Origin of the sequence: Micromonospora sp. WMMD710, assembly GCF_029626045.1 — a bacterium.
Lineage (GTDB): Bacteria > Actinomycetota > Actinomycetes > Mycobacteriales > Micromonosporaceae > Micromonospora.
The window spans coordinates 5,979,588-6,001,757 of record NZ_JARUBD010000001.1; the positions used below are offsets into that span (position 1 = coordinate 5,979,588).

The 22,170-nt window shown below is 70.3% G+C and carries 11 protein-coding genes; 6 read left to right on the forward strand and 5 right to left on the reverse strand.

The genetic code is table 11. From position 1 onward, the window contains the following. Positions 1-97 precede the first annotated feature (97 nt). Both O7620_RS27715 and O7620_RS27720 read left to right on the forward strand, forming a co-directional pair. Positions 98-11,644 (forward strand): LamG-like jellyroll fold domain-containing protein, encoded by an 11,547-nt coding sequence (locus O7620_RS27715; protein ID WP_278126052.1) that lies wholly within the window; start codon positions 98-100, stop codon positions 11,642-11,644. Then, on the forward strand, positions 11,625-12,320 hold the full coding sequence (locus O7620_RS27720) for a hypothetical protein (RefSeq protein ID WP_278126053.1): 696 nt from the start codon (positions 11,625-11,627) through the stop codon (positions 12,318-12,320). Before O7620_RS27715 ends, O7620_RS27720 begins: the two co-directional genes overlap by 20 nt. 36 nt (positions 12,321-12,356) lie before the next feature. On the opposite strand, the gene O7620_RS27725 is transcribed toward O7620_RS27720, so the two are convergent. Further along, positions 12,357-13,595 carry an APC family permease gene (locus O7620_RS27725; protein WP_278126054.1) on the reverse strand — a complete coding sequence of 413 codons (1,239 nt, stop codon included), beginning with the start codon at positions 13,593-13,595 and terminating at the stop codon, positions 12,357-12,359. 9 nt (positions 13,596-13,604) lie between these two features. Next, positions 13,605-14,342 (reverse strand): phosphatase PAP2 family protein, encoded by a 738-nt coding sequence (locus O7620_RS27730; protein WP_278127174.1) that lies wholly within the window; start codon positions 14,340-14,342, stop codon positions 13,605-13,607. A 132-nt stretch (positions 14,343-14,474) separates the two neighbouring features. On the opposite strand from O7620_RS27730, the gene O7620_RS27735 reads away from it, so the two are divergent. Further along, positions 14,475-15,686 (forward strand): DUF4032 domain-containing protein, encoded by a 1,212-nt coding sequence (locus tag O7620_RS27735; protein ID WP_278126056.1) that lies wholly within the window; start codon positions 14,475-14,477, stop codon positions 15,684-15,686. A gap of 317 nt (positions 15,687-16,003) precedes the next feature. Here O7620_RS27735 and nagA read toward each other — a convergent pair whose 3' ends face one another. From nagA to O7620_RS27750, 3 genes are read right to left on the reverse strand one after another with little or no spacing between them, the layout of a single operon-like run. Further along, complete coding sequence (gene nagA, locus O7620_RS27740; protein ID WP_278126057.1) at positions 16,004-17,113, reverse strand: N-acetylglucosamine-6-phosphate deacetylase; 1,110 nt, start codon at positions 17,111-17,113, stop codon at positions 16,004-16,006. Further along, entirely contained in the window at positions 17,110-18,063 is a 954-nt protein-coding gene (locus O7620_RS27745; protein WP_278127175.1) for an ROK family protein, read from the reverse strand. The genes nagA and O7620_RS27745 overlap by 4 nt, the downstream gene beginning before the upstream one ends. A 14-nt stretch (positions 18,064-18,077) precedes the next feature. Then, complete coding sequence (locus O7620_RS27750; protein ID WP_151488579.1) at positions 18,078-19,007, reverse strand: sugar isomerase; 930 nt, start codon at positions 19,005-19,007, stop codon at positions 18,078-18,080. Between the two features lie 199 nt (positions 19,008-19,206). Between O7620_RS27750 and O7620_RS27755 the strand changes: the two genes are divergently transcribed. The 3 genes from O7620_RS27755 to O7620_RS27765 all read left to right on the forward strand — a co-directional run bounded on the left by O7620_RS27755 (position 19,207) and on the right by O7620_RS27765 (position 22,136). Further along, the gene (locus O7620_RS27755; protein WP_151488578.1) at positions 19,207-19,992 is read left to right on the forward strand and encodes a DeoR/GlpR family DNA-binding transcription regulator; all 786 of its coding nucleotides are present in this window, start codon (positions 19,207-19,209) and stop codon (positions 19,990-19,992) included. Positions 19,993-20,112: 120 nt separating this feature from the next. Beyond that, positions 20,113-21,123 (forward strand): ATP-binding cassette domain-containing protein, encoded by a 1,011-nt coding sequence (locus tag O7620_RS27760; protein ID WP_278126061.1) that lies wholly within the window; start codon positions 20,113-20,115, stop codon positions 21,121-21,123. Further along, positions 21,120-22,136, forward strand: a complete 1,017-nt coding sequence (locus O7620_RS27765; RefSeq protein ID WP_278126062.1) for an ABC transporter permease subunit — start codon at positions 21,120-21,122, stop codon at positions 22,134-22,136. Before O7620_RS27760 ends, O7620_RS27765 begins: the two co-directional genes overlap by 4 nt. Positions 22,137-22,170: the final 34 nt, after the last annotated feature.

Below are 22,170 nucleotides of genomic sequence, written 5' to 3' on the forward strand. Positions count from 1 at the left end.
TCGAGACCTCACACTCCGCGTTGGTAATTTCACTTCACGGGGGAGGGGACCGGCCATGCGCCGATCCGTTACCAGTGGCACACGCCGTGCCACATTCATGGTGGCCGTTGTCTTCGGTCTGACCGTCGCCGTACCGGCCGACGTGGTCCGGCCGGGTGGAGAGTTCCCGCTGACCTGGCTCAGCTGGTTCGCGCAGCGTCCCGCCTGGTCGGCGACCGCGGCGTTCGTGGGGCTCCCCGTGCAGCAGAAGGGGAAGCCGGTCACCGTCGACCCGCACGTGCCGGCGTCCGCGACCGACGCCGGCCGGGGTGCCGGGCGGGCACCGGAACCCGCGCCGGGCACCCTGGAGGCGTACCAGCCGCACCGGATCGCCACCACGCCCGAGGTGACGGACGTGGCCGAGCCGGGCTTCGACGCCCGGACCAGCACGCGGGACGCCCGCAAGTCGAGCGCGCGATCGGACGTCTTCGCGAACGCCGACGGATCCTACACCAAGCGCACCTACAACCGGCCGGTCAACTACCGGGCGGCGGACGGCAGTTGGCAGAAGATCGATTCGAACCTCGCCCGCCGCGCCGACGGCCGGCTGCACGTCACGGCGAACCGGCTCGGCGTGTCGGTCGCCGGCGGCGCGTCGACCGCGCGCGCCGCGACCCCGGCCGCGACCACGTCCGCCGTGGACGCCGACCTCGCCCAGCTCACCCTGCCCGGCGGTGAGAGCGTCGGCTACCGGCTCCAGGGCGGCACCGTCGGCGCCCCCGAGGTGGACGGGCCGACCGCCCGATACTCCGACGTCCTGCCGCACACCGACCTGGAGCTGACCACCTTCGACGCCGGGGTCAAGGAAACCCTGGTGCTGCGCTCACCGGAGGCGGCGTCGACCTGGGTGTTCCCGCTGCGCCTCACCGGCCTGACCCCCCGACTCACCGCCACGGGCTCGGTGGAACTGCTCAACGCGGACGGCAAGGCGGTGGCCTGGTTCCCGCACGGCTCGATGCAGGACTCGAAGGTCGACCCCCGCTCCGGCGCCCCGGCCGAGTCCGACGCCGTCACGTTCGAGATCGTCACCGTCGACGGCGCTCCCGCGCTGCGGGTCGTGGCCGACCAGGCCTGGCTGCGCGACCCGGCCCGCCAGTACCCGGTGCGCGTCGACCCGACCGCCACCACCGGCACCACCGGCGACGTCTACGTCGACAGCGACACCGAGACCACCAACCACAACGGCGACAACCTGCCGGTCGGCACGTACGACGGCGGTGGCGTCAAGGCCCGCTCGTTCATCCACTTCGACGAGTTCGCCAGCGACGGCCTCGCCGGCAAGCGGTTCAGTGCGGCCAAGCTGCACCTCTTCCACACCTGGTCGTACGACTGCGCCTCGCACAAGCCGTTCAACGTGCACCGGGTGACGCAGGCGTGGACGGTCGACAACCTGACCACCGCCAGCCACCCCGGCCCGACCATCTCCTCGTCGATCGGCTCGCTCACCATCCCCGACAACACGCCGGCCTGCACCAACACCTCCGCGAACCGGAGCACCGGCCGCTGGGTGAGCGTGCCGCTCGCCGTCGACACGTTCAACGACTGGTCGACCGGTGGCGTGAACGAGGGTCTGGCGCTGACCGCGTCGGAGAGCGACTCGACGGCGTGGAAGCGGTTCACCGCCGCCAACTACTCGGCCGGCAGCTACAAGCCGTACCTGGAGCTGACGTACACCAACAACGTCGCGCCGCAGGTCAACGTCCGCTACCCGACGAACAACGCGGTGGTGCAGACCCTTACTCCGGAGCTGCACTCGCGGGCCGTCGACCCGGACAACTGGCCGAACAAGGGCTTCACCTACAACTACGTGGTCGCCGACTCCGGGACCGGCGCGGTGGTGGCGAACTCGGGTTGGGTCGCCACGGCGAGCTGGACCGTCCCGGCCGGCAAGCTGACCTGGAACAAGAGTTACCTCTACACCGTCCAGGTCAACGACAAGGCCGGCTCCAGCGCGGTCTACCCGGCGTACGCGTTCACCACCTCGGTGCCGCAGCCGCTGCTGACCGGCAGCCTGACGCAGAACTCCGGCAAGGGCTACGACCCGGGCATCGGCAACTACACCACCTCGGCCACCGACGCCAGTGTCGCCACGGTCGGCCCGTCGCTGTCGATCACCCGCAGCTACAACAGCCTGGACACCCGACGCGGCAACGCCTTCGGGGCCGGCTGGTCGAGCATGCTCGACACCCGGGCCACCCAGGTCCGTGACATCGCGGGTCAGGTGCAGTCGGTCCTCATCACCTATCCGACCGGCCAGGACGTGGCGCTCGGACGCAACGCCGACGGCTCGTTCACCCCGGCGTCCGGCCGGTTCTCCATCCTGAAGGAGAACAAGGACGTCAGCGGCGCGGTCACCGGCTACACGCTCACCGACAAGGACGCCTCCCTCTACGTCTTCGCGCAGCCGGCCGGCAGTGGCGTCTTCAAGGTCACCAGCATCACCGACGCCAACGGCCGGGCCATGACGTTCACGTACGACGCCAGCTCGAACGCCACGAAGGTCACCTCCGCCTCCGGCCGGTCCCTGTACGTCACCTGGTCCACCCCGGCCGGCTCGGCGTACGCCCACCCGGCGACGGTGTACACCGACCCGGCGGTCCCCGGTGACTGGAACACGTCGACGACCTGGCAGTACAGCTACGGCACGAGCGACCAGCTGTCGAAGGTCTGCCCGCCGACGAACTTCGCGGCGTGCACCACGTACCAGCACGACAGCACCTCGCAGTACGCCAACGCGACCCTGAACGCCGGGCCGTACTCGTACTGGCGGTTGACCGAGGCGGCCGGGGCCACCACGGCGGCGAGTTCGGTGCTCGGCAACGCGGGCGTGGACAACGCGCGCTACAACAACGTCGCGCTGGGTCAGCCGGCGGCGTTGCCCGGCTCCACGGCGACGACCGCGGGCTTCAACGGCACCAGCTCGTTCGTGCAGCTACCGGGCAACCTGGTCAGCGACGGCCAGTACCAGTCGGTCAGCATGTGGTTCAAGACGACCACCCCGAACGGTGTGCTGTTCAGCTACCAGGCCGACCCGATCACGAATGGCACCACGGCCGGCAACTACACCCCGTCGATCTACATCGGCACCGACGGCAAGCTGCGGGGCTCGTTCTGGAACGGCGCCCCGTCCCCGATCAACACGAACGTGACGGTCACCGACGGCGCCTGGCACCACGTGGTGCTGGCCGGTGCCGGGGACACCCAGAAGCTCTACCTGGACGGGGTCGACCGGGGGACCCTCAACGGCACCGTCGCCCAGATCCCCGGCGGGTCGTCGAACGTGCTGATCGGCGCCGGTTACGTCGGCGGCGGCTGGCCCAACCACGTCAACAGCGGTGTCACGCCCGCCCGGGCCACCTACTTCACCGGCTCCATCGCCGAGGTGTCGTTCTTCAACCAGGCGCTCACCGACACCACGGTGTCCGCGCTGAACGGTGCCGGTCGCACGGCCCACCCGGTGCTCAGCACGGTCGTCCGCCCCTCCGGTGGGATCACCGCGCAGGTCGGCTACGACAAGACCACCGGTCGCGTGTCCACGGTCACCGACGAGAACGGCGGTGTCTGGACGATGGGTACGCCCACCGTCTCGGGCAGCAGCGACGTGTACGCCGCCTCGGTGCTCGGCGGCAAGCCGGCCGACTACTGGCGGCTCGGGGACGTCGAGGCGACGGACGCCGCCAACGAGGTGCAGGGCGGTGTCGCCACCTACAGCTCCGCCACCCTGGGCGTCGCCGGCCCGTTCAGCGACAGCCAGGCCGCGTCGTTCAACGGAACGACCTCGTACCTGCAACTCCCGCCCGAGGACGCCCCGGCCACCGGACCCAACTCGGTCGAGATGTGGTTCAAGATGCCGGCCGGCAACACCGCCGGCGGTGTCCTCTACGGGTACCAGGCCAGCCCGGTGTCGAATCCGACCGTCGCCGGTATGTGGACTCCGGCGCTCTACGTCGGAACGGACGGCAAGCTGCGGGGCGGGTTCTGGACCGCCGACGCCACCCGGGTGATCACCAGCACGGCTCTGGTCAACGACAACAAGTGGCACCACGTCGTGCTCTCCGCCGCCAGCAACACGCAGTCGCTCTATCTGGACGGCGCCGCGGTCGGCAAGCTCGACAACGCGCTGGTCGTCGCCGACAAGCAGAACGTCTACGTCGGCGCGGGCAAGTGGGCCGGCGCCTGGCCGATGCACGGCACCCGCGACGTCGGCTACTTCAACGGGTCGATCGCCGAGGTCGCCTTCTACCGTTCGCAGCTCTCCGCCGACCAGGTCACCGCGCACTACCAGGCGTCGAAGCAGACCGCGCCGGTCGCGGTGACGATGGTCAACGGTGTCGCCAGCGCGATCCCGATGCCGGTCTCCACGGTCACGGTGACCGGGCCGACGGGCGAGAAGATCAGCTACAGCTACGACCTGGTCAACGGCAGCCGGATGGTCGCGCAGACCGACGGGTTGGGCAACACCACCAAGTTCGGGTACGACGTGGGTGGCTACGGCAACCTGACGTACGACCCGCGCGGTGTGTGGAGCCAGGAACTCCAGGACGCGCGCGGTAACACGAAGCAGGTCATCACCTGTCAGGACCAGTCGGCCAACAAGTGCTCGTCGGTCTACTACACCTACTACGCGAACTCGGCCGAGCCGCTGAACTGGGCGAGCGCGGCGCTGCCGATGATGTTCGAGGACTTCAGCGGCGACGGTGCTCCGGACGTGGTCTACCGGGCTGCCGACAACACCATCCAGATGGTGCAGGGCAACGGGGCCGGTGGCTGGCTGACCAGCCTGCCGACGCAGATCGGCACCAGCCTGGCGTCGGCGAACATGGCGGTGGCGGCGAAGGACTTCTCCGGCGACGGCAAACCCGACCTGCTCTGGCGCAACGCCTCCGACGGCAACCTCTACCTGCTGACCGGCAACGGCGCGGGTGGCTGGCTGACGGGCACCTCGACCAAGATCGGCCCGAACGTCAGCGCCGCCGACCTGATGGTCTACTCGAAGGACTTCAGCGGTGACGGCAAGCCCGACGTCATCTTCCGCAGTTCCGTCGACAAGAACCTGTACCTGCTCAAGGGCAACGGGTCGGGCGGCTGGCTGAGCGCCACCGCGACCCTCATCGGCCCGAACGTCAGCGCGGCGAACCTGCTCGCCGCACCGGGTGACTTCGACGGCGACGGCAAGCCCGACGTGATCTACCGCAGCAGCGCGGACAACAACCTCTACATGCTGCGGGGCAACGGGTCCGGCGGCTGGTTGAGCACCACCGCCACCCGGGTCGGCACCGGCTGGGGCAGCGCCAAGGCACTGCTCTCCGCCGGGGACTTCGACGGCGACAAGAAGGCCGACCTCGTCTACCACAAGACCACCGACAACGACATGTACCTGGTGTCGGGCAACGGCGCCGGTGGGTGGGCGACCGGCAGCTCCATCAAGATCGGTGGCACGCCCGACCCGCGTAACGACGTCATCCTGACCATGCGTGACGGCCGGTCGTCGTCGGCCACCGACAACCGGTACCTGACCAGCTACGCCTACGACGGCAAGGGCAACCAGACCGGCATCACCGACCCGCTGGGTCGGGTCACCCGCACCACCTTCACCGACGGCACCACCGTCGCGGCGAAGGACGGCGGTTTCGCCCCGGCCGGGCTGCCGGCGACGGTCACCACCGCCGGCGGACAGACCCAGACCATCACCTACTACGCCAGCGGCGACGTCGCCGAGATGATCGAGCCGGGCGGCAAGGTCACTCGCTACACGTACGACGGGCTGGGCCGGCTGCTCACCGAGACCGAGGTGACCGACAGCCACCCCGAGGGGCTGACCACCAGCCACGAGTACGACCGGCTGGGCCGTGAGATCGCCGAAACCGAGCCGGGAGTCACCAACCGGGTCACCGGTGCGATCCACACCGCCCGCACCACCACCGTCTACGACGACGACGGCAACGTCACCCTCGTCACGGTCAGCGACCTGACCGGCGGCGACGCGTCGCGCACCGAGCGGCACGCCTACAACGCCTACGGCCAGGAGTCGTCCACCACCAACGGCGTCGACCAGACCACCAGCTTCGAGTACGACCGCTACGGCCGGGTCGTCAAGGAGACCGAGGCCGACGGCGGGGTGACCACCAGCACCTACGACGTGGAGGGCAACCTGCTCACCACGACGGTGAAGAACTTCACCGGCGACCCGAACAACCCGTCGGCCGCCCGCGACCTGGTGACGACCAGCCGGGCGTACGACCCGGCGGGCCGGATCGCCAGCGAGACCGACGCGATGGGCTGGACCACCAGCTGGACGTACACCGACAACGGTCTGGAGGCGAAGGTCAGCCGGACCGACGGCACCAAGACCTTCGTCGTGGAGGAGAACGTCTACGACGCGGCCGGCAACGTGGTCAGCGAGATCACCAACAACGGTCACACCGTCACCGCCACCGAGTACGACGCGGCGGGTCGGACGACGGCCTCGGTCGTCGACCCGAACGGGCTGAAGCGTCGGACCGCGCTGACCTACGACGCCGACGACAATGTCATCTCCACCGTGTCCTCCGGGGCTGACGGCACCGTCACCAGCATCTCCGACGCGCTCTACGACAGTGCCGGCCGCGCCATCGCCGAGACCGAGTACCCGTCGGCGGCACCGACCCCGGTGGGGCGTTGGAAGCTCGACGAGACCAGCGGCACGACGGCCGCCGACTCCACCGGCAACAGCCCGGCCACCGCCACCGGCAACGTCACCTGGTCCACCGACCGCGGCGGCTCGGCGACCTTCGACGACGCGGACGCCACCCGGATCGGCACCGGCGGCCCGGTGCTGGACACCACCCGCTCGTACTCGGTGTCCGCCTGGGTCAACCTGAGCAACGGAAACTGGCACCAGGCGGCCGTGTCGCAGGACGGGGATGCGCGCAGCGCCTTCCTGCTCGGCTACGAGGCGGGGACGAACAAGTGGCGGATGCTCGTCTCGAAGTCCTCGACGACCTCGGTCACCGCGCTGTCAACGGCCACCGCCTCGCTGAACACCTGGACGCACCTCACCGGCGTCTACGACGCCACGGCCAAGTCGGTGCGGCTGTACGTCAACGGCGCACTGCAGGGCTCGACCGCTGTCGACCAGTCGATCCGCGCGGACGGTGAGCTGGTCATCGGCGGCGGCCGCTGGGACGGTCACGCCACCGACGCATGGCCGGGCGGCATCGACGACGTGCAGGTGTACCAGAAGGCGCTCAGTGACGCGGAGGTGTCGCAGGTCAGGGCGGGGACCGTCCCGGCGGCGGACGCCTCGGTCATCCGTACCTCGCAGGTGCTGGACTCCGACGACCTGCCCACCTCGGTCACCGACCCGAACGGCAACACCACCTACTACGGGTACGACGAGGAGGGTCGGGCGGTGAAGACCACCGCCCCGGCGGCGACGGTCGAGCAGCCCGGTCAGATCCCCGCCCTCGCCAACGCGGTGAGCTGGGTCGGGTTCAACACGTTCGACGAGCCCACCGACACCCGGGACGCGAACGGCAACTGGGCGGTGGTGGAGTACGACGCGGTCGGCCGCGTCGTGTCGGAGAAGGCGCCCGCGTACACCCCACCGGGGGCGGCGACGCCGATCGTGCCGGAGACGCGCTACAGCTTCGACACGGCCGGTCAGCTGGCGACGGTCACCGACCCGCTCGGCAAGATCACCCGTTACGAGTACGACCAGCTGGGCCGGACGTCGAAGGAGATCGCGCCGAACGACGGCGCCACCACCTACACCTACGACGACGCGGGCAACGTGTTGTCGACGACCGACCCGACCGGCGCGGTGAGCACCGCGACCTACGACTACCTGGGCCGGACGCTCACCTCGACCGAGGTGGTGCGGCAGGAGGGCAAGAACCACACCACCAACTACACGTACAACGCGCAGGGTTGGCCGTCGCAGGTCACCACGGCCGCCGGCGTGAACAGCTCGACGACGTACAACGTGGTCGGCGACCCGCTGACGTCCACCGACGGCGCCAACAACGTGAGCCGCTACGAGTACGACGCCGAGGGCCGGACCACGAAGACGATCCGCCCGGACGGCTCGTACGCCTCGGTCACCTACGACATGGCGGACCGGCCCACCCGCACCGCCGAGTACAGCCCGACCGGGACGCTGCTGTCGGAACAGTCGGCCCGTTACGACCGGGCGGGCAACATGGTGGCCAGCACCGACGCACGCGGCACGACGGTGACCTACGAGTACGACGCGACCGGTGTGGTCACCAAGGAGACGCAGCCGATCTCGGCGTCGGACTCCATCGTCACCACGTTCGGCTACGACCTGGAGGGCAACCGCACCCGGTTCACCGACGGCCGGGGCAACGCCTTCCTCACCAGGTACAACTCGTGGGGTCTGCCGGAGGCGATGATCGAACCGGCTACCGCCGCACACCCCGACCCCGCCGACCGGACCTTCACGTTGGAGTACGACCGGTCCGGTAGGCCGGTGAAGCAGTCCATGCCGGGCGGGGTGACGGTCACCAACGCGTACGACGATCTGGGGCAACTGATCCGGCAGTCGGGCGCGGGCGCCGAGGTCGCGACCGAGGACCGGACCTTCGGCTACGACGTGGCCGGCCGGATGACGTCGCTGTCCGGCTCGGGCGGCACGAACACCATCGCGTACGACGACCGGGGCCTGCCCCGCACGGTGACCGGCCCGTCGGGGAACTCGACGTTCGGCTACGACCCCGACGGCCGCCTCGCGTCCCGCCAGGACGCGGCCGGCACGACCTCCTACGGGTACGACGGCGCGGGTCGCCTGTCGTCGCTGGCCAACCCGTCGGCCGGCGTGCAGATGGCCTACACCTACAACACGCTCTCCCAGGTCTCGAAGATCACCTACGGGTCGAACGGCAACACCCGCAACTTCACCTTCGACCCGCTGCGGCGGCTCACCGGCGACGAGTTGAAGTCGTCCGCCGGCGCGTCGCTCGCGAAGATCACGTACGGCTGGGACGCGAACAGCAACATCACCTCGAAGTCGACGACCGGGTTCGCCGGCTCGGCGGCGAACACCTACACCTACGACCTGGCCGACCGGCTGACGTCGTGGAACAACGGCGCCGCCACCACGGTGTACGCCTACGACAAGGCCGGCAACCGGGTGCAGAACGGCTCCAAGCTGTTCACCTACGACCAGCGGAACCGCCTGCTCACCGCCGACGGCGCCAGCTACACGTACACGGCCCGGGGCACCCTGGCCGACGCCGGCGGCAACATCACCCGCACCGACGCCTTCGGGCAGGTGGTGTCGCAGCAGTCGGCGGGCGGCACGCAGACCTACACGTACGACGGGTTGGGTCGCGCGATCCGGCCCGGCCACTCGTACACCGGTCTGGGTAACGACCTGGCGGCCGACTCCAGCGCGACCTACGTGCGGGGGCCGTCCGGCGAGGTCGTCGGCGCCACCGGCGGCGGCAACCAGCGGATGGTCTGGACGGACCTGCACACCGACGTGGTCGGGCAGTTCACCCCGACCGGGACGGCGCTGACCGGCTCGGTGACCTACGACCCGCTGGGCAAGGCGCTCACCACCAGCGGCCTGCTCGGCCAGCTCGGCTACCAGTCGGAGTGGACGGACGCGTTGACCAGCCGGGTCAACATGCACGCCCGCTGGTACAACACGGACACCGGGCAGTTCGACACGCGGGACACGGCGAGCAACAGCCCGCTGCCCGACTCGATCAACGCCAACCGGTACCAGTACGGCGACGCGAACCCGCTGACCGTGACCGACCCGACCGGGCACTGGGGTCTGGGCAGCCTGAAGAAGTCGTTCTCCCGAGCGGTCAGCTCGGTCAGCTCGAGCTTCCGCTCGTACGCGTCGTCCGCCTACTCGTACGCCTCGTCGTACGCGTCGTCGGCCTACTCGTACGCCTCGTCGACCTACAGTGCCGCGAAGGCCACGGTCAAGAAGACCGCTTCGCGGGCCAAGGCCGCGGTGAAGAAGAAGTACCACCAGGCCAAGAGGAAGTACAACCAGGTCAAGAAGCAGATCAAGAAGAAGTACAACCAGGCGAAACGAGCGGTCAAGAAGAAGTACAACCAGGCCAAGAAGTACGTCGCGAAGAAGGCGGCGGCGGTCAAGAAACGCGCCAAGCAGGCGGCGGCGAAACTCAAGCAGGCCGGTAAGAAGGTCGCCGCCAAGGCGCAGCGGGTGGTCAAGAAGGCCACCACCGCCGTACGCGACGCCGCGAGCGCCACGACCAAGTGGGTCAAGGAACACAAGGACGTCCTGCTGGAGGTCGCCGCGATCGGCGGCGCGATCCTCGCCGGCATCGCCTGCACGGCGGTGACCGCCGGCGCCGGCGCGATCGCCTGCATGGCCGGTGCCGGAGCACTGATCAACCTGGCCAAGGACGCCGCGCAGGGTGACATCCACAGCATCGGTGACGCGTTGGGCTCGCTGGGCACGGGTGCGGTCACCGGGCTGATCGGCGGTGCGGGCGGTGCCATCGCCGCGCGGGTCGGCGCGGCGGTGGCCAAGAAGGTCGGCACCGGCCTGGTGGGCCGCCTGGCCACCGAGGCCGCCGAGAACGGCGTCGAGGACGCGGTCACCCAGCTGGCCACGTCCGGCACCTACAACCCGCGGGCAGCCGCGGAGAACATGGTGCCGGGGCTCGGGGCACTGAGCCGCAAGGGCGGCGGAGGCGCGCGTTCCGGCGGTGGGGGTGGGTTCAACCCGCTCAGCCTCGCAGTCGGCGGGGGCGGTGGCGGTTGCAAGACCGGTCGTCGGCACAGCTTCGACCCGAAGACCAGGGTCCTGATGGCGGACGGCACGAGCCGGCCGATCGAGGACGTCAACGTCGGCGACAAGGTCATGGCGACCGATCCGGTGGCCGGTAAGTCGGAGCCGAAGCAGGTCACCCAGCTGCACCGCAACACCGACAAGGACCTGACCGACCTGACCGTCCGCGACCAGGACGGCAAGGTGACGAAGGTCGAGACGACCTGGCACCACCCGTTCTGGAACGCCTCAAAGCGCAAGTGGGACGACGCCAAGGACCTGAAGCCGGGCACCAAGCTGCTGGTCAAGGGCAAGGGCGCGGTCACCGTCGTCGCAGTGCGAAACAAGTGGGGTTCTGAGGAGATGCGCGACCTCACGGTCCAGGGCTTCCATACCTACTACGTCATTCCGGACGACGAGCCGCTACTCGTGCACAACTGCGGTGGCGGTCTGGACGCCAACGGCAACTCCTGTTCCTGCTCCAGCCCTCGCCCAATCGCGGCTGAGGTCGATGCGGTCGAGCATCCGGACTTTGCGATCCATGCCCATGAGCAGGGATTGGATGGCGCGAAGTTGACGGTCGACCGTGCTGGCGCGGACAGCCGTAGAAGAGATTCGCTGCGAGGCATTCCCACGCAGACTGGGTTCGACCGGGATGAGTTGCCGCCAGCAATGACGGTGGAAGGTGGAACAGGAGCCCACGTCAAGTACATCAACCCACGAGATAACCGGGGTGCAGGTTCGGTAATCAAGGCGCAGGTCAAGGATGTTCCTGACGGTGGTACCTTCATCCTTCGTATCGAGAACCTGGATCTGATAGGGGTGACACCGCGTGGAAGGCGCTCTCGCTAAGCTGCTCGCGGCGGGTTCGGCGGCATTGTCGTCCGCGGTGCCGCGCCGTGAGGAGCTTCCTCTCGGTGCAATCTGGGATGAGTTGTACGCCGTGCTTGCCGAGAGGAATGGCTTCTTCGCCTTTGAGGCGGCATTGTTGTTCCGTCCGCTCGGTCGGTCCGGCTCGGATGTTCTCGACATCGAAGAATGGAATGATCCAGGGCTGTGGAAGTCATCGTTCGCTGGCGTCGCAGATGATGTCACGTTTTTTGCCGACGACATTTTCGGTGGCCAGTTCGGAATACGCGGATCGTCGATCGTGCAATTCAATCCGGAGACCGGAGAGTTCCAGGACTTCGCTCAAGGGTTTGATGAGTGGTCCGCCACGCTGATTGCTGATTACAACGTGTTGACCGGCTATCCCATAGCGCACAACTGGCAGCGCATTTTCGGCCCCTTGAAGCCGGGAACGCGGCTCGTTCCGCTTATTCCTTTCGTGGTGGGCGGCGATTTCGTGATTGAGAATTTGCGGGTAGCGCCGGAGGTGCGCGCAATGCGCTTCTACGGCGGCCTGGCAAGCGCTGTTGCTCAGGTGCCCGACGGAGGCGAACTGCAGATTGACATCAAGAATCTTGGTCAGGTGCTTGATCGGGAGGAGCCTTCTGGTTCGGCGAACGGATACAGTACCGGCGACTGAGTCGCTGAACCCCCACGCGCCGGTGGCCACGCCGGGTCACCGGCGCGCGAGGCGGAGCGCGTACCAGGCGGCACCGGCCGCAAGCACACCGAACCCTGCGAGCACGCTGGTCACGGGCAGGTTGACCGCGAGCAGCAGACACCCGGCCAGCCCCAGGCCGGCGAGCACCTGCACCGGCAGTCGACGACCAGAGTCCCGTCCCAGGGTCAGCGCCGCCGCGTTGGTGATCGCGTAGTAGACGAGCACCGTGCAGCTGGAGAAGCCGATCGCGTCGCGGACGTCACCGAGCAGCACCACCACGATCACCACGGCGGCCACGGCCAGTTCGGCGCGGTGCGGCACCTGGCGTACGGGATGCACGGCGGCCAGCGCTCCGGGCAGGTCGCGGCGGCGGGCCATCGCGAGGGTGGTCCGGCCGACCCCGGCGACGAGGGAGAGCAGCACCCCGACGACGGCGATGGTGGCACCGGCGCGGACCACCCAGGCCAGGCTGGGCAACCCGGCGGTGGTCACCACGTCGACCAGGGGCGCGGCGGACTCTGCCAGCCGGTCGGCGCCGAGCACGCCGAGCGTGACCACGGCCAGCACCAGGTAGATCGCGAGCACCGCCCCGAGCGCCAGCGGCACCGCGCGGGGGATGGTCCGTTGCGGGTCGCGGACCTCCTCGCCGAGCGTGGCGATCCGCGCGTACCCGGCGAACGCGAAGAACAGCAGCCCGGCGGCGGTGAGCACACCCCGGGCCGAGCCGCCGGGGTCGGTCAGCCGATCCAGGCGCACCGGGCCGCCCACCACGCCGACGGCCGCGACCAGGGCGAGCACCGCGAGCACGAGCGCCACCAGCAGCTTCGTGCTGGTGGCCGTCTTGCCGATGCCGCGCAGGTTCACCGCGGTCACCGCGAGCACCGCGCCGACGGCGACCAGCCGGGCCTGACCCGGCCACAGGTACGCCCCGATGGTCAACGCCATCGCCGCGCAGCTCGCCGTCTTACCGACCACGAACCCCCAACCGGCCACGAAACCGGCGAACGGCCCGAGGCGCTCCCGGCCGTAGACATAGGTGCCGCCGGACTCCGGATAGCGGGCCGCCAGCCGCGCCGAGCTGGTCGCGTTGCAGAAGGCGATGAACCCGGCGAGCACCAGCGCGGGCAGCAGGCCGGCGCCGCCGGCCGCCGCCGCGGCCGGGCCGAAGACCACGAAGACGCCGGCGCCGAGCATCGAACCCAACCCGATGACAACTGCATCGGGTACGCCGAGCCGCCGCGCCAGTTGATCCACGAGCCGACCCTAGGGGTACGAGGTGAACGGCCGGTCCCATCCGCGTAGCCGGCCCGGAAGCGGCACGTCGTCCCACGGCACCCGGTGCAGCAGCCGGTCCAGAAGCAGGCCCAGCAGCAGCCCGGCCACCGAGTCGGTGAGCCAGTGCCAGCCCAGGTAGGTCGTGGTCGTGAGGACGACCAGCGGCGGCACCACGCGGATCACCGTGACCAGCCGGGCGGGCAGGTGCCGGCCGAAGCTGCGGGCCAGCGGGGCGAGCAGCAGTGCGATGACGCCGTACCAGACGATCGCGTTGGCGACGTGACCCGACGGATAGGACTGGGCGAACCGCACCGGCAGATCGTCGTGGAACAGCGGCAGGGTCTGCTCGGGCGGCAGGAACGGTTCCTTGATGCTCGCGCTCGGTGCCGCCCGTGCGGTCCAGACCTTGAGCGGGCCGATGGTCAGGAGGGTCAGCACGAACCCGATCACCGGCGGCAGGATCGGCCGCATCGACCGCAGCCGGACGGCCAGCAGCACGCCCAGCCCGGCGGCGAGCAACGTCAGCGGCGTGCCCTGACCGAGCAGGTTCAGCACCCGGGCCACCCAGTAGGCGACCGTGGGTCGATGTCCGTCGGCCCAGTCGGCGACGGCCCGGTCCAGCCCGAAGAGCTGGTCGGCGGCGAGCGCCACCGTCAATCCGACGAGTCCGACCAGCAACAGCCCGTCGAACCACCAGCCGGCCGGGCGGACGGGCCGTAGCCGCAGGTCACGTCGTACCGCCGTGGGTTTGAGCACGCGACCACGCTACCGGCCCGGGGCGACGCCGGGGTGTCCGGCGCTGTGTGCCCAACCACGATGTGAGGCGGATGCGGGGGGCGAGGCGTCATGCTTGTGCCCGTGCGGATCACGTCTGCCCTCGTCGACCCGGCGCTGCTCGACCTGCCCTGGTCGACACCGCTGGAGGAGTGGCCTGCCCAGCACCTGGTGGCCCTGCCGCAGGGTATCTCCCGACACATCGTCCGGTTCGTCCGGTTGGGCGATTACGTGTACGCGTTCAAGGAGACCCGCGAGCGGATCGCCGAGCGGGAGTACGACCTGCTGCGGGCGCTGGAGCGGATCGACTTCCCGTCGGTCGAGGCGGTGGCGGTCGTCGCCGACCGGCAGACCGAGGACGGGGAGCCGCTCGAATCGGTGCTGATCACCCGGCACCTTCAGTTCTCGCTGCCGTACCGGGCGCTCTTCTCGCACACCCTGCGACCGGAGACGATGAGCCGCCTGCTGGACGCGCTCGCCGCCCTGATCGTGCGGATGCACCTGACGGGCTTCTTCTGGGGCGACTGCTCGCTGTCCAACACGTTGTTCCGCCGGGACGCGGGCGCCTTCGCCGCCTACCTGGTCGACGCGGAGACGGGTGCTCTGCACAACTCGCTCTCCAACGGGCAGCGCAGCGAGGACCTGGAGATCGCCCGGGTCAACATCTTCGGCGAGGCGCTGGACCTGCAGGCCGCCGGCCTGCTGCACGAGTCCATCGACCCGGAGGTGGTCTGCGAGGAGGTCGTGCAGCGCTACGAGCGGCTCTGGCACGAGATCACCTACGAGCAGGCGGTCGAGCGGGAGGCGCGGCACGACATCGAGGGTCGGATCCGCCGCCTCAACGAGTTGGGCTTCGACGTGGCCGAGGTCGCCATGTCGAGCATCGACGACGGGCGCTACCTGGTTCGGCCGAAGGTCGTCGACGCCGGCTACCACACCCGACGGCTGTTGCGGCTGACCGGCTTGGACGCCGAGGAGAACCAGGCCCGCAAGCTCCTCAACGACCTGGACGCCTACCGGGCGGAGAGCGACCTGATCGACGAGCAGCAGGCCGCGCACCGCTGGCTCACCGAGGTCTTCGAGCCGGTGGTCCGGGCCGTTCCCGCGCACCTGCGCCGCAAGCTGGAGCCTCAGGAACTGTTCGCGCAGATCATCGAGCACAAGTGGCTGCTCTCCGAGCAGGCCGGCCGGGACGTCGGCATGCGCCACGCGGTCCAGTCGTACCTGGCCGACGTCCTGGTCCACCGCCCCGACGAGCAGGCCGTCCTCGGCGTCGACGTCCCCGCCATCGGCTGAGGCCCGGCCGGGTCGTCGTGCTCACTTGGCGGCCGGTGGCCTGGCGTTGCGCGGAGCGGCGTGGCGAGATGTCTGGGCGCCAACTCTGGAGCTGATGTCGTAGACGATTCAGCTCCAGACGGTCTCTGGTAGTCGTGTAGAGCTGCCCCAGATGTGGGGCGGCTGCGTTCCGCAGCTGCCTTGCTCGCTCTCCGCTCCGATGCTTCGTCCGCTGCCCGCCTTGGCCCCACATGTGGGGCAGCTCTACAGGCCGCGCAACAGACCCGGCTCGCTCGACCGCGCCCGGCTGGCTCGACCGCAACCGACCGGCCTCGGTGTCACTCCACCCAGGAGCCGTTGCGCAGCACCCGCACCACGTTCAGGTCGTCGTCCAGCACCACCAGGTCGGCGCGGAGGCCGACCTGGAGGGCGCCGACGCGGTCACCCAGGCCGATGGCCCGCGCCGGCGTGGTGGCCACCATCCGGGCGGCGTCGGCGATCGGGATCCCGCTGGACACGGCGTGCCGCAGCGCGGCGTCCATGGTCAGGGTGCTGCCGGCGATCGCACCGTCGCGGGCCAGCCGCGCCACCCCGTCGGTCACGGTGACGGCTTGGCCACCCAGCTCGTACTCGCCGTCGGGCATACCGGCGGCGGCCATCGCGTCGGTGATCAGCGCGGCCCGGTCCGGGCCGGCGGTGGCGGTGACGAACGTCAACATCCCGTCGTGCAGGTGCACCCCGTCGGCGACGAGTTCGCAGATCACGGTGGGCGCGTCGAGCAGCGCCACCACCGGTCCCGGCTCACGGTGGTGCAGCGGCCGCATCCCGTTGAACAGGTGGGTGCCGACGCTGGCGCCGGCGGCGACGGCGGCGCGGGTCTGTTCGTACGTGGCGTCGGTGTGCCCCACCGCGGCCACGACCCGTTGCGCGGTGAGCAGCTTGATGGCCTCCAGCGCGCCCTCCCGTTCGGGGGCGAGGGTGACCATCCGGACCGCACCGCGACCCAACTCGATCAGCTCGGTCAGCTCCTCGGTGGACGGGTCGCGCAGGTACTCCGGGTTCTGTGCCCCGCAGCGGGCGGCCGACAGGTACGGCCCTTCGAAGTGGACGCCCGCCAGCACACCCTCCTCGACCAGCGGAGCGAACGCCTCGGTGGCGGTGCGCATCAGCGGGAAGGGAGCGCTCACCAGGCTGGCCAGCAGGGTGGTGGTGCCGTGCGCCAGGTGGAAGTCGGCAGCCGCCCGGGCCTCGGCGGCGTCCCCGGTGGTGAAGGTGTGCCCGCCACCGCCGTGCGTGTGCATGTCGACGAAGCCGGGCAGGATCCAGTGCCCGTCCCGCACCGACGGATACTCGGCCACGGCGGTGATCCGGTCGCCGTCCCACTCGACGCAGCCCTGCCGGATGACACCGGTCGGGGTCACCACTCGGCCGTTCACCCGTACGGTCATCGTTTCTCCTGATGGTCACGGACACCCAGGGCGTCCAGGGCGAGCAGGGCGGCACCGAGACAACCGGCCTCGTCGCCGAGGGCCGCCGCGACCAACCGCGGCTCCCGGTGGAAGGTCATCCGTTCGTGCAGCGCCGCCCGCAGGGGGGTGAGGAGCCGGTCCCCGGCCTGGGCCAGGCCGCCGCCGAGCACGATCGTCGCCACGTCGAAGAGTGCCTGCCCGGTGGCCAGGCCGTCGGCGAGCGCCTCGACGGCCTCCTGCCAGACCCGACCGGCGAGCGGCTCGCCGGCCGCGGCGCGTTCGGCCACCTCGGCCGCGGTCACCGCCCCATCGGTGGACTCGCCGGCCTGGTCGGCGTAGCGGCGGCCGATCGCGGCGGCCGAGGCGACCGCTTCCAGGCAGCCGGGTCGACCACAGCCACAGCGCGGGCCGTCCGGCCGGACCATGATGTGGCCGATCTCGCCGGCCGCGCCGTGCGCGCCCACCGCGGCGGCGCCGTCGACCACGTGTGCGGCGGCGATGCCGGTGCCGATCGCCACGAACAACACGTGCCCGGCGCCGCGCCCGGCACCGAGCCGTGCTTCGGCGAGACCACCGACGCGCACGTCGTGGCCGAGCGCCGTGGGCAGGCCGAGCCGCGACACCGCCAGGTCCCGCAGGGGTACGTCCCGGAAGCCCACGTTTGCCGACCAGACCGCCACCCCGCGCGCCTCGTCCACGACGCCCGGCACGGCGATGCCGACCGCGACCGGGGTGAGCCCGTCGGCGCGGGCCTTGTCGGCGAGCCCGACGGCGACGTCCAGGATGGTGCCGACCACGGCGTCCGGGCCGCGCGTCGCGTCGGTGGGGTGCCGTTCGGTGCGTACCGCGACACCGTCCGGGCGGACCAGGGCGCACTTCATGCCGGTGCCGCCAACGTCCAGCGCGACGACCACCCGGTCGGCGTCCATGGCGTCGGCGTCCCTCACGCCAGCACCACCGACCGGGACAGGTGTCGGGGCGCGTCCGGGTCGAGGCCCCGACTGGTCGCGAGCGCGACCGCGAAGCGTTGGGCGAGGATCAGGTCGGCCATCGGGTCGACCGGGGTACGACCGGCGGACCAGCTGCCCAGCACCGTGCGCCAGCCGTGCGTACGGCTGTGCACGAAGGCCGCTCCGGTGGCGGCCACGTCCTCGGGCAGCCCCTCCGGCAACTCGCCGAACGCCCAGACCAGCCGGCCGGGCGCGGCGACCGAGATGGGGCCGTGCCGGTAGTCCATGGCCGGGTACGCCTCGGCCCAGAACGTGGCCGCCTCGCGGCACTTCAGCGCTGCCTCGTGGGCCAGCCCGACCGTCCACCCCCGACCGAGGAAGGTGGCCTGCCCGATGGTGGCCGGGTCGATCGGCAGCGGGGAGCGCACCGCCACCTCGGCGTCGGCGGCGAGCGCGGCCACCGGGTCACCGAGGTGTGCCCGCAGCAGGGCCAGCGCGGTGGTGGCGAAACGGGTCTGCACCACCGACCGCTCGTCGGCGAACGGCATGGTCACCGCGGCGGCCGCCAGCTCGACCGCCGGGGACGTCGGGTCGCCGACGAGGACGGTGGTGGGCGTGTGCCCGCGGAGCGCGGCGAGCAGCTCCACCACCTCGGTGGTGGTGCCGGAGCGGGTGATCGCGATGAGTCGGTCGTAGCGGCGGCCGGCGGGGAACTCGGACGCCTGGAACGCGTCGGTCTCGCCCTGGCCGGACTGTTCCCGGCGGGCCGCGTACGCCATCGCCATGAACCACGAGGTGCCGCAACCGACGACGGCGACCCGCTCGCCGGGGCGCGGCAGGTCATCGCGTACGACCCCGGCCAGTCCGGCGGCCTCCCGCCAGCAGTCGGGCTGGCTCGCGATCTCCGCGTCCACGTACGCCATGGGAAACTCCTCGCAAGGCCGACCGGTGCGCGATACGGCTCGTTACACCCGTATTTCGCGCGTTATTCTGCGCGAACGCGGGTGGCCGTGGCAACCGACCGGCCGGTCGCGCAGCCCAGTCTTTTGCGCCCGCCCAGTTTCGCGCACTAGTGTGCACGCAATCAATCACCGTCCGTGCAGTCTCTGGAGGACCCCCGCGGTGGACCGGTACGCCAGATGGAACGCCCTGCTCGAGATGCTGACCGACAACGGCCGGGTCAGCGTCGAGACGGCCGCCGAGCGGCTGGACGTCTCCCAGGCCACCATCCGGCGCGACTTCGACCAGCTCGCCCAGCAGCAGATGATCACGAGGACCCGGGGCGGCGCGGTCGCGAACGGCGTCTCCTACGACCTGCCACTGCGCTACAAGACGGCCAAGCACTCGGCCGAGAAGCAGCGGATCGGCGCGGCCGCCGCCGCGCTCGTCACCCCGGGCACCGTGGTCGGCCTGAATGGCGGCACCACCAGCACGGAGGTGGCCCGCGCGCTCGCCGTCCGCCCGGATCTGAACACCAGCGCCGAGGGCGCCCAGTTGACCGTGGTGACCAACGCGCTGAACATCGCCAACGAGCTGCTGGTGCGGTCCCGGATGAAGGTCGTGGTGGCCGGCGGGGTGGTACGCCCGAAGTCGTTCGAGCTGGTCGGCCCGCTGGGTGGGGCGCTGCTGCGCGAGGTGACCCTGGACATCGCGCTGCTCGGCGTGGACGCGATCGACCCGCAGCTCGGTGCCGCCGCCCACCACGAGGGGGAGGCGGCGATGAACAACCTGATGGTGGCCCGTGCCAAGCGGGTGGTGATCATCGCGGACTCGTCCAAACTGGGGGGTCACGCCTTCGCCCGGATCTGCCCCGTCGAGCGGGTGGAGACGCTGGTGACCGACTCGGGTGCCGCCCCGGAGGTGGTGGACGCGTTCCGCGCCGCCGGTGTGCACGTCATCTGCGCCTGACCGGTCACGCTCCGTCGATGAATTAGCTCTTTCGGCGCGTCGATGCATACCCGGTATTGCACCCGTCTGCATACCGCGTATGGTGTCGGCTGTCACGCCCACCATCGGGGGAGGTGCAGCTTGCCAGCTGTCCTGGAGATCGAAGGTCTACGAAAGACGTACAAGAGTCGTCGACGCGGCACCCGCAACGCGCTCGACGGCTTCGACATGCGGGTCGACGCGGGGCAGGTGCACGGCTTCCTGGGCCCCAACGGGTCCGGCAAGACCACCACGCTGCGTACGCTGCTCGGCCTGATCCGGCCCGACGGTGGCCGGATGACGCTGCTCGGGCACGAGGTACCCGACGCGCTACCCACGGTCGCCGGCCAGGTCGGCGCGATCGTGGAGAGCCCGCAGTTCTTCCCGCACTTCTCCGCACGGGACACGCTGTCCCTGCTGGCCGGGGCGGGCGAGGTGCCGCAGGCCCGGGTGGACGAGGTGCTGGAGCTGGTCGGGCTGCGCGACCGGGCCGGCGAGCGGGTCAAGACGTACTCGCTGGGCATGAAGCAGCGGCTCGCCGTCGCGTCCGCCCTGCTGAAGAACCCGAAGCTGCTCATCCTCGACGAGCCGGCCAATGGCCTCGACCCGGGCGGCATCCGGGAGATGCGCACGCTGATGCGGACCCTCGCCGAATCCGGGATGACGGTGCTGCTGTCCAGCCACATCCTCGGCGAGATCCAGCTGATCTGCGACTCGGTCACCATCATCTCGCTGGGCCGGCGGGTCGCCTTCGGCCCGGTCGACGAGGTGCTCGCCCAGCACTCGTCCGGCGCGGTCCGGGTCCGTCTGGAGGCGGTCAGCGACCTGCCGGCGGCCACCGACGCGCTCACCCGGGCCGGGATCCTGGTCACCGGGCACCCGGACCACCTGATGCTGGCCGGCGTCGACAAGCCGGCCTCGGTGACGCGACTGCTCGCCGAGCACAACCTCTACGTCAGCGAGCTGGCTCCGATCGCCGTCGACCTGGAGAGCGTCTTCCTCGAACTGACCGCCACCGCGCCGGTACCCGGCCAGCACCGGCAGGTCGACGAGTCCATGAAGGTCGGTGGGACGGGTCAGCCCGGCGCCACCGCGGGAGGGTGGGGCGCGTGAGCCTCTTTCGTACGGAGCTGCGCCGGCTCACCAAGCGGCGCTTCACCCGGTACATGACGCTGCTCGGCCTGCTGGTGCTGGCCGCGGTGGTGGTCGGGGTCTTCTTCACCAACCAGAAGATCGGCGCCGACCAACTCGCCAAGGCCGAGCGTCAGGCCGACCAGCAGTACCAGGACCAGGTGCGCTGGAGTGAGCAGGAGCGCGTGTCGTGCGAGCAGGCCAAGAAGGCCGGCACGGCGACCGACGGCCGCTACCCCGACGACTGCTCGGTGATCGCGCCGCCGCCCCGGGAGGAGATCAAGGCCGAGTGGTTCCTGCCCTCGACGTTCAACTTCCGGGAGACGTTCGACGAGACGCTGGTCCCGTTCGCCGCGATCCTCGCGCTCGTCGGGTTCGTGGTCGGCGCGTCCTTCGTGGGCGCCGAGTGGAGCACCGGCGGCATGATGAACCTGCTGCTCTGGCGACCCAAGCGGCTCACCGTGCTGCTCACCAAGCTGGCCGCGCTGCTCACCGGCATCCTGGCGGTGACGCTGCCCGCGGCGGTGCTCTGGTTCGCGGGGTTCTGGGCGGTCGCCAGCTTCCGGGGCAGCACCGAGAAGATGACCTCGGGGGCCTGGCAGTCGTTCGCCCTGACCGGGCTGCGCGGCGTGGCGCTCGTCCTCGTGCTCACCACCATCGGGTTCGCGCTGGCCTCGCTCGGCCGGCACACCGCGATGGCCCTGGGTGGCGTCGTGGCCCTGATGGTGGTCGGCCAGTTCGGCCTGGGCATCCTGCTGTCGATGGCGAGCGTGAAGTTCGCCGAGGCGTGGCTGCTGCCCACGTACGCGCTGGCCTGGATGACGAAGACGGTCACCCTGCAGAACTGGGACTCCTGCAACGCCACCTACTTCGGGTCGTGTGAACCGGAGACCATGGACATCACCTGGCAGCAGTCGTCCGTCCTGTTCTCGATCGGTGTGGTGGTGATCCTCGGCGCGGCACTCTGGGCGATGCGTCGGCGCGACATCTCCTGACGGATCGACCACGAAGGCCCCCGGCTCCCCCCGG

Excerpts from the sequence above, each read along its gene's own strand:
- O7620_RS27715 (WP_278126052.1), top strand. The coding sequence starts at position 98 with ATGGTGGCCGTTGTCTTCGGTCTGACCGTCGCCGTACCGGCCGACGTG.
- nagA (WP_278126057.1), bottom strand. The coding sequence starts at position 17,113 with ATGACCGTACGGGTGAACGGCCGAGTGGTGACCCCGACCGGTGTCATC.
- O7620_RS27745 (WP_278127175.1), bottom strand. The coding sequence starts at position 18,063 with ATGGACGCCGACCGGGTGGTCGTCGCGCTGGACGTTGGCGGCACCGGC.
- O7620_RS27750 (WP_151488579.1), bottom strand. The coding sequence starts at position 19,007 with ATGGCGTACGTGGACGCGGAGATCGCGAGCCAGCCCGACTGCTGGCGG.